Below are 8,976 nucleotides of genomic sequence, written 5' to 3'. Positions count from 1 at the left end.
AGTCATTAACTCACCTGAAATCAAATGCCGACTTGATTAAAAGTGTAATTCTTAAAATAAACGATGACATTCTGCAAAATAAAAGATCAAGACCTCTACACGATTTAAAAGGTATTGCGGCAGCTATTAATTAATCCACATCTTTTGAGCCTGGATGCTTTACTTCTCCTAATCTGGAACCTGGCCGTTCTTTTCCCCCCGCCCTTCCAGAAAAAACCGCTCATCAAGAATCTGAATTTTACCCTCAAGCTTTTCAACAAGCCTGATCATCCCCTGCCCGAAACCCCACAAGGTATCGACAGGGATCAAAAGATTTTCTCTCTCATTGCGATTTGGCTTGCAGGTTTGTATGGTGCTATAGAGGGTCAACTGTTCCGCCAGGGCTTTGATGATGGCAAGCTCCTCTCCGAGGATTTCATAGTCTGACAGTAAAAGGAATTTGTCTTTCCCTTTTTCATAGTGTTCGAGCCGTTTTTTAAAGTCCTTTATCATGTTTGTAATCCTCACTAATTATAGGCCACCACCGAATGTAATTGGTGTACAATAGCACCTAATTTATTCGGTGTCAAGTTGTAAGTCATGGTCATATAATGCGCTCATGAAAAGTGCACAGGAAATCAGTAACCGGCTGGCAACGCTGGTAAAAGAAAAGCGGGCAAAGCTGGGTTTAACTCAGGAAGAACTGGCTGAAATCGCTAAAATTGATTATAAGCATATCCAAAATATAGAGAGCCTGAAAAGAATAAATGATCCAAAATTATCAACACTCCTAAAATTGGCTTCAGCACTGAATATGTCCATTTCTGAAATTGTGGATTATTTGTTTAAATAAAAATAATGCAGATTTTTTTAGAAGGTTCCTAAGGCTGATAAAGGCTTAAATGTTCCATATTTGTTCTAATCCCAAATATGGGCATTGTTGCCAATAGAGGTATTTGGTGTCCAAAAATAAAATGAGAATGAAAGTTAAAGGGCATAAATCTTTAAAAATATTCATTATATTACCCTTAGTTCTTTTTCTTTTGTTCCAGGATACTGCCAACGCCGGGGAATTAAAAAAATATGTCCCAAGGGAAGTCGTTCACGAATTTGACTCTAAAAGATTTTTTTATGATGATAATAATGTTTCTCTAGAGATAGCTCTTAAATTGTCCGAATTCATATATAAAAAATATGGTGACAGCGACATTCCTGTAATCAGTAAAATACCAGGCAGAAATGATACCTATCTTGTATCGGCTCATGGCGAAGGAAATAAAAATGATAATGGGCGAAGGTTTTTCCTCTTAAAATTGGAGAATGATAAAGTTGATACGCTCTACATAGGGAAAGGTGCCTGGGATAGTTATATTTTAAGACCTATTTTTTATTACGGCGAAACTAAAATTCTTATTTTAGCTGAATTAGGGACAGAATATAGTTGGGGTTTGAAAACCTATGAATTTCATAAAGAAAAGTTAAGGTATTTGGGGAATATTGATATTGCACTTGACCCGGAAGATCAATTTTCTGATTTAACCTCACCTTTAAGAAACGAAAAAGTTGAGTATAAAAATGAAACTTATTATGTATCCTTTTTCGGTAAATTATATATGCACCCGGGCGGAAAGGATCAAAGATTAATAAAATCAAATTCTGTGACTTATTATTTTGATGGAAATAAGTTTGTACAGTTAAAGAGAAAAATGAAGAGCCTTAATATTACAGTTAGGTAGATTGAGTTGAAGAATGTAACCCAACATAAATTAGCACTGTAGGGCGGATAAGCTAGCGCCATCCGCCGCATGATTGAAACATTACATCCTACTAAATTACGGTAAAGCATTAACCTGGGGGTTGTCCCCGCATTTTCACTCCTGAACTACCGATTTCACCGGTGAAATCGACTCTGCAAAGCATGTGTATTACGAAGTTTTTATAAAATACCTCCTTACGATGTAGGACAATGGCTCTAAAAGAAATAAGGAGGTATTTAGTGAAAGATCTTAAGGAATTAGCAAGGGAGAAAACAGAGATGACCGTCCCTGTTTTCTCCTTTTTTTGTTCCTCCATTGTGGAAAATAGGGTGATAAAGAACTGATGCTTCTTATTCTCCTCTCTTCTCCCTTCCAGAATAAACTCTTTATCGAACATCATGACTTTTGTTTCCAGCTCTTCAATAAGACTGATTATTCCCCGCCATATTATTCCGGGAAAAAAATATCAGGTTCGATCTTTTTTATCAGTACGGGAAAGATGGCGTTGAAATAGCTGGGCCAGAGCAAAAAAGAGAGTCAGCATGAGAAGGGGGACCATCGTCTCGATACGGATTAGATCAGCAGGATTAGTTACTTTCATTGCCCGGTGAATAGTAATGGTATAGAGCATGGTCTTGATGGAAAGGCCTATTACGGCAGCCAGAAGGAAGGGGAGGAGAGGCAGCTTCAGTATACCTGCACTGTAATTGATGAAGGAGTGTGGAAAGCCTGGAAAGGTGCGCAGCATACACTGGGTAAGGAAATCGCTCCTCTTTTCCAGCAGGTGGAAGAAGCGGTTATTTTCCATAGGGGCAAACCATGGGGTAGCCATTGTACGGGCAAAAAAATAGGCCACCATACCTCCCAGAGTACTGCCTGCTACCAGAATCACAGTAGCAAGCAACGGTGGATAGAGGGGGGCTGCCACCCATAAAAAGGAGGAGCCTGGAAGTGCCAGCATGAAAAACAACGCCTGCAGCAAGATCAACGCTACTGCGACCCACCAGAATTTTGTGTAAGCTCCCGCCCATTGTAGGAACTTTTCCGGTTCAAATAGCCCTGTTAAGTACAGGAGTATCCCGACAGCCACCAGAGTCAGCAGCAGCAGAGGTCGCCATATATAAGTCGTTGGTTTTTTTATTTCTGCCATCACTCTTCTATGAATAGGGGTTTCTTTTAGTATACTCCTTTTGCTGATAGAAAGGTCAAATCCACAATATTACCTTTTTTTCTTTTATATTTCTTTAAATCCCTACTACCTGGTTGGTCGTTCGCCTTCCCTATTTTCTCCTATGGATTATAAGTGCCTTTGCATGAAGAATTTATTTTCTATATACTTTGTTTATAACTAAAAGATATTGGAGGTAGGCTGATGAAAATGATAATTACTATTTTTATGATTTTTACTTTTATTATTGTCGGCGCTCAATATCCGAATAAAGCCTATGCCGGAAAAGGTGATCCTCCAAGCCCAAGCAATACAGTTGTTTTCCTTGCTCTTATTGGTGGGGCCGCCTATTTAGGTTACTATTATGGTCAACATTATGAAGTAAGGAAGAAGAAGGGATTGCTGTCATTTGAGGATGGCGCAGTGACATTACAGCAACCGACGCTGCATGTTGAAGCTTCCCGAAATGGACGGCTGATGACTTCAAAAGCCCGTTATTCTTTGAACCTTTTAAATGTTAATTATTAAGTCATTTTAAGAATAAAAGAGAACCATTGTAGATGCTCAGTAATTAGGTAACACTTCTACCCTTCTCCTCCCTCATGCGCAGAATAAACCCTTTATCCAGAATCATGAGTTTCGTCTGCAGCTCTTCAATGAGCCTTATAATTGCCTGTCCCACTCCCCATAAGGTATCTGTAGGCATTTCAATATGATCAGTCCTTTTGTTTTCCCGATCGTAAGGTACAATAGCGCAATAGAGCGTCAATTGATCGGCAAAGGCCTTAATAATGGCAAGTTCCTCCCCGAGAATATGATAATCGGATAAAGCCAGATATTTTTCCTCTCCTTTTTTATAAAGCTCCAACTGTTCTTCAAATTCTTTAGTGGAAGAGAGGGTCAGACTTGACTATTGACCTTGAGTGTTGGAGCCGAAATTGGGAGATTAGGGTTAGACCAACTCAACCCATTGACACCAAGGAATAAATACCTAAAAAAGGCCTCTTTTTCAGCCTTAGAAGTCCCTTAAGAAAATAAAAATGAAAAGCCCGACACATTAAAGTTGTCGGGCTTTTTTTATTAAGTATGGTTATATTTTTGTTTATTAAAGAGAGAATCTAAAAAAATGATATAAAATTATCAACTCTGTTTACAATATTAGCTTTCAATTTCAGGGAACAAGCTCAACTTCATTGGAATAACCACTCTCTTGCCCCATATTATTAAAGGCTGTAACGACATAATAGTAGAAGGTTCCACTGGATAATCCACTATCGGTGAATACAGTTTGGGCAGGATCGTTTATAGTTTGAATCAAATTGTAAGGACCTCCCTGCCGGCCTATGCTTTTATAAACTTTGTAGCCCGCCAGATCAGGTTCCACGTTTTTATCCCAACCAAGATCAGCTCTATAGTTTTTACCGGCTTTTCTGATGGTTGCCGACAGGTTAGCTGGAGGAATAGGAGCAGGAGGAGCATCAATAATGTTGATTGACAGTTGTTTTTCATGGGAAGTAAAAACAGCATCAAGAGCCTGCACAGAAAGAGTTTGACTTCCTATGGTTGTTGGAGTTCCACTAATTGTACCGGCGCCTGGATCTAAAGTAAGGCCATCAGGCAAAGTGCCGTCGCTTATAGCCCATGTGTATGGAGGATTTCCGCCTTCAGCCTGGAGGGTCGTTGAATAATAGTAATTTACAGATCCATCAGGCAGGGAATCTGTGGTAATTGCAAGAGGTGGCAGCGGTCCTGTTACCCCACTCGTACCGTCTGAGGCTCCCCAATTGGAGAATGGACTCCATGCTGAACCGTCAGATGCCTGTAAGACGTAAAAGTAAAGTGTTGAAGCAGAACCGGCTTTATAACTATAGGAGTTTGTCGTTACCCTATCCAGGTAGTTCCATGGTCCTGAACTGGAACTACTGCGATAGATGGAATATTCAACAGCGCCTGCAACGGTATCCCAGCTTAAATCATGCATATATGATAAATTTTTACCTTTTCCCATTACCCTTTCCGAAGCTATCAGGTTTGTGGGAGCTATTAGGTCAACGACACTTACCTGGAACGTATCTGAATCTGTCATATTTCCGTTATCGGTAACGGTTAAGGTAACGGTATAGCTACCGCTTGATGCATAGGAATGAGCTCTTGTTATTCCTGTTCCCGATGAATTGTCACCAAAATCCCAATCATAGGCTGTAATACTGCCATCGGCATCACTGGAAGCTGAGCCGTTAAAACTGATTTGATCGCCTGCCGGGACAGGGGGATAAAGACCTGCATCTGCAATGGGTGGTTGATTGGCATTGACTACAATGCTTACCGAATCCGTATTAGAGATATTATCTTCATCAGTTACAATCAATGTTATCAGGTGAGTTCCCACTCTTAAGTTGCTGGAAATAACTGCGAATGTTCCTAAAGTTGTCTCTCCCTCTTTCCAGAGGTATGAAGCTATCGGCCCGTCATCGTCACTGGATCCGGACCCATCAAGAGTGACCCTTTCCTCTCCGTTATTATCTGAATCGCTAACATTCTGATGTCCACCGGCATTTGCCTTCGGTATTGCGCTATATTTCCCGGTATGCTGCAGATCATGTTGGAATTGGGGCCATTCCATCATCGATTTCTGATAAAAAGTATCAAGGTCCCAGACATAGACTTTTCCATCTTCAGATCCAACAGCTAACTCCAGGTATCCATCAGAGTCAAGGTCCCCTGCAGCCGGAGTCGAGATAATTCTACGATTTGTTCTTTTTACAGATAATACGTTTCCAGAGTCATCGGCAATAGTTAATAGATTAGAGCTTGGAGAATAACTGCTGATAATAAGTTTATCGGTACCATTATTAATATCGAGAACAATTGGATTGGAGAAAATAGGAGGTCCTAACGGTATTCCACTGCCGGAAGTTCCCCATCGTTTTGAACCCTGAAGAGTATAAGACTCGATTCTTGCTGCATGATTGACGTATATGAGGCGTTCATCAAATTCATTGATACCAATTGTAGGTCCACCCTTAAAGGTTGAAATCAGATTAATAGGTGAGCCACCCAGATGATTACCATTACCATCAACTATATAAAGTTGAGTGTTGCCGTTTGCATATATCTCTGCCTGACCATCGGGATTTTCCTTTATTATCACATTTCCAAAAGAATAATTTTCTTTTATGATGGGCCAGTTGGACCCCTGAAAAGGAGTGCCGTCATGATGCCAACCTTGCAGGAGGCCTGTATTTCCAGGCCCTTCAGGATCATAATATCCGCCTGCAATAATCTCTTTATCTCCATCTCCATCTGTATCGCCCACGGCCATATTAGGTATTAGTTTATCGGCAAATTGGGTAGCAAATAGTGTTGTCCCCTGATCATCAAATACCAAGATATTGTTCAGGTTGTAAGGATATGCTCCCCAAAGGGCACCAATTATGATTTCATATCTGCCGTCACCATCCAAATCCTTTATTATGGGACTCGAATAAACATCATTATTAATGATGCTGCTAAATCCAAGGCTAAAACCGGCGCCAATATTTTCATAATAGTTTAAGCGTGAAGAAAATGCCGACTTGATAAAAGTTACAACCATGTCCAAATCTCCATCACCGTCAAAATCAGCAAAGGCCGGCGTTGAATAAGCATAGCTGCTATTAAGATCTATGGTAAATTTTTCAGTTCCATCGGCATTCATGAAGAAGAGAATGCCTTCATACGAGATAAAAACCAGTTCTTTATTACCATCATTATCTGTATCGATTATTTGAGGAGAGGATAAAACCATACTTCCTGTATCAAATGGCCAACCCTCATGCCGCTCGGCGTCTACAAAAACAGGGCCCGTTATGTCAAGGAAATCGTTATTATTTTGATCTGTCACAGTCAGTCTTAAATAATAGTCCCCCGTTACATCGACAGTCCAGGTACCCAATTGATTCTTCGTTACAGGGGATGTGGCTGTACTGCCGATCTGTGTCCATGTTCCAGTAAGAGAAGTAGAATATTCTAATTTATAACTTTGAAAATCGGGGCATGAAGCGGTCCCATTTATCTGAAAACTTCCTGCTCCAGTGAGCAAATTTCTTTCCGGCGAGTCAATTCCGGCAAGGCAGACCGAATTTACCTGCAATGCTTTGAAAGCATTTATCCTTCCGAAACCATTATTAATATCAAAACCCGGATCACCGATATCATCGGCTGAACTCCTCAATACCTGCCTTACTTCTTCGTTTGTGAAATCGGGACGGCACGATAGAATTAATGCCGCCAATCCTGAAACATGGGGGGCCGACATGGAAGTTCCCCTCAGGCGATAATACTGAGTGCCCACAATATTAATGCCATCGCCATAGATATCCGTTCCATTTGCTCTTAAGGATAGAATATTTTCAAATTTACGTGTTGGATCATTGTCTCTAGTACCCCCGCCGGGGGCGGTTATATCTACTTTGGTACCCCAATTTGAAAAATATGATTTAATATCATTCTGGTCAACTGAGGCAACGGCAATAGCATTGATAATATTGGCAGGAATTTGATTCATAACATCTCCATTGCTGTTCCCCGCCGAAACCACCACGACAGCCCCCAAAGCATGTGCGTAGTTAACAGCCGTCTCAATCAGCGAAGAAGTTCCTCCCCCTCCCCATGAGTTATTAATCACGTCTGCACCACGACTCGCTGCATAGTATAAAGCATTTGACAGATCGGACATATACCCATATCCTCTTGTTCCGAGACCTTTAATGGGCATAATCTTCGTTCCTGGTGCAACGCCAATAAGACCTGTCCCATTGTTGCCGACAGCGGCTATTGTCCCTGAAACGTGGGTGCCGTGTCCATTATCATCCATAGGGTCGTTATCTTCCACAGCACCGTCATAGGTAGAGAAATCCCATCCGTTGATATCATCGATATATCCATTATTATCATCGTCTATACCGTTATTTGCGATTTCCCATGGGTTAACCCATACATTACCCTGAATATCAGGATGATTATAGTCAAGCCCTGTATCTATAACTGCCGTAACTATGCCATCTCCCCGAGCCAGGTCCCATGCCATTTCTGCCTGAATATTTTTTAAACCCCACATATCGTCGTAACCCTGCCCCCAGGAGTTTGATGAAGCGTAATAAGGATCATTAGGGATAAAATTGGTTTTGACGATATAATCAGGCTCTGCAAATTCGATTTGAGGGTCTTTTTTATAATCAGCCATTATATTTTGTATGTCTTCTTCCGAAGACACTTTAATTTTATAAATATTCTCCAAATTATGGGGCTTTGCATTTTGTTGTCCACGGGTGGCTCTTTTGGGAAATTTCCTTTTAATTTCATCTTCAATAGATTTTATGCTTTTTCCCTTTTTTAACTGCTTATGCAATCCTGTAAAGACAGGCTTCATCGATCTAACCTTGTGCTTCTTATTCAGGATGTGAATGGAAGATATGCCCGTATTATCAGGTGATATATTTAGATTGGAATCAAGTTTGCCTCTCAGTATCTCACCGGCTTTTGAATTAAATTTAATGATAAATTCACCGGGAATATATTGGAGACCCGCATTTTTGTCGTTTACAACGGTATCCTGATCATCAATTATCATGTCAGGAGGTTGTACTTTTATAATATTTTTGTCGGGAGATTTATTCCCCTTTGCCGAATAGCCTGCCATAGGTAAAGTAACTGCTATGATAGCTAATAATGAAACAATGTACTTCAGGCCTGACAAGTAGTTCTTCTTCCTCATAATAACTCTCCTTAATAAATATATGATATTGGGTTTAAACTTGTAACCCTCCTTAAATAGAGCGAACAATTTCCCAATTAAAAAATTACACTGTAAACAGGTCCGGACTATTGTAGCTATATGTTGATATTTTAGCCACTGCGGATTTTCTAGTTATAGCAAATATCATTCCAGGTCAAATTTGCTGCCTGGAATCACCCCGGTAAAAGCAAATAAACAATCTTTTCTTCTCAAATCATGTAAAGATTGCAAACATAATGCTACAGATCAAATTGTTATTTGACTGTACTACTCGTTATAAGACAAAAAAGGCGGGG

The 8,976-nt window shown here is 40.3% G+C and carries 7 protein-coding genes; 3 read left to right on the top strand and 4 right to left on the bottom strand.

The window, feature by feature from the left end:
- Positions 1-168: 168 nt before the first annotated feature.
- Positions 169-492: a hypothetical protein gene (locus tag OEV42_20715; GenBank protein ID MDH3976692.1), complete on the bottom strand. Its 324-nt coding sequence runs from the start codon at positions 490-492 to the stop codon at positions 169-171.
- Between the two features lie 106 nt (positions 493-598).
- Here OEV42_20715 and OEV42_20710 point away from each other — a divergent pair, with 106 nt between their 5' ends.
- Together OEV42_20710 and OEV42_20705 are read left to right on the top strand one after the other, a co-directional pair.
- Positions 599-832 carry a helix-turn-helix transcriptional regulator gene (locus OEV42_20710; GenBank protein ID MDH3976691.1) on the top strand — a complete coding sequence of 78 codons (234 nt, stop codon included), beginning with the start codon at positions 599-601 and terminating at the stop codon, positions 830-832.
- Positions 833-959: 127 nt separating this feature from the next.
- Positions 960-1,715, top strand: a complete 756-nt coding sequence (locus tag OEV42_20705) for a hypothetical protein (GenBank protein MDH3976690.1) — start codon at positions 960-962, stop codon at positions 1,713-1,715.
- A 487-nt stretch (positions 1,716-2,202) separates the two neighbouring features.
- Here OEV42_20705 and OEV42_20700 read toward each other — a convergent pair whose 3' ends face one another.
- Positions 2,203-2,697 carry a VTT domain-containing protein gene (locus tag OEV42_20700; GenBank protein MDH3976689.1) on the bottom strand — a complete coding sequence of 165 codons (495 nt, stop codon included), beginning with the start codon at positions 2,695-2,697 and terminating at the stop codon, positions 2,203-2,205.
- Between the two features lie 411 nt (positions 2,698-3,108).
- Here OEV42_20700 and OEV42_20695 point away from each other — a divergent pair, with 411 nt between their 5' ends.
- Complete coding sequence (locus OEV42_20695) at positions 3,109-3,432, top strand: hypothetical protein (GenBank protein MDH3976688.1); 324 nt, start codon at positions 3,109-3,111, stop codon at positions 3,430-3,432.
- 43 nt (positions 3,433-3,475) lie between these two features.
- Here OEV42_20695 and OEV42_20690 read toward each other — a convergent pair whose 3' ends face one another.
- Together OEV42_20690 and OEV42_20685 are read right to left on the bottom strand one after the other, a co-directional pair.
- Complete coding sequence (locus OEV42_20690; GenBank protein ID MDH3976687.1) at positions 3,476-3,772, bottom strand: hypothetical protein; 297 nt, start codon at positions 3,770-3,772, stop codon at positions 3,476-3,478.
- Between the two features lie 303 nt (positions 3,773-4,075).
- Entirely contained in the window at positions 4,076-8,659 is a 4,584-nt protein-coding gene (locus tag OEV42_20685; GenBank protein ID MDH3976686.1) for a S8 family serine peptidase, read from the bottom strand.
- Positions 8,660-8,976 lie beyond the last annotated feature (317 nt).

The organism is Deltaproteobacteria bacterium, from assembly GCA_029860075.1.
Taxonomy (GTDB): Bacteria; Desulfobacterota; JADFVX01; order JADFVX01; family JADFVX01; genus JAOUBX01.
This window is presented reverse-complemented; position numbering and strand designations above follow the sequence as displayed.

Bases quoted from the DNA above. Each gene is read 5' to 3' on its own strand.
- OEV42_20715 (MDH3976692.1), bottom strand. From the start codon at position 492: ATGATAAAGGACTTTAAAAAACGGCTCGAACACTATGAAAAAGGGAAA.
- OEV42_20695 (MDH3976688.1), top strand. From the start codon at position 3,109: ATGAAAATGATAATTACTATTTTTATGATTTTTACTTTTATTATTGTC.
- OEV42_20685 (MDH3976686.1), bottom strand. From the start codon at position 8,659: ATGAGGAAGAAGAACTACTTGTCAGGCCTGAAGTACATTGTTTCATTA.
- OEV42_20705 (MDH3976690.1), top strand. From the start codon at position 960: ATGAAAGTTAAAGGGCATAAATCTTTAAAAATATTCATTATATTACCC.
- OEV42_20710 (MDH3976691.1), top strand. From the start codon at position 599: ATGAAAAGTGCACAGGAAATCAGTAACCGGCTGGCAACGCTGGTAAAA.
- OEV42_20700 (MDH3976689.1), bottom strand. From the start codon at position 2,697: ATGCTGGCACTTCCAGGCTCCTCCTTTTTATGGGTGGCAGCCCCCCTC.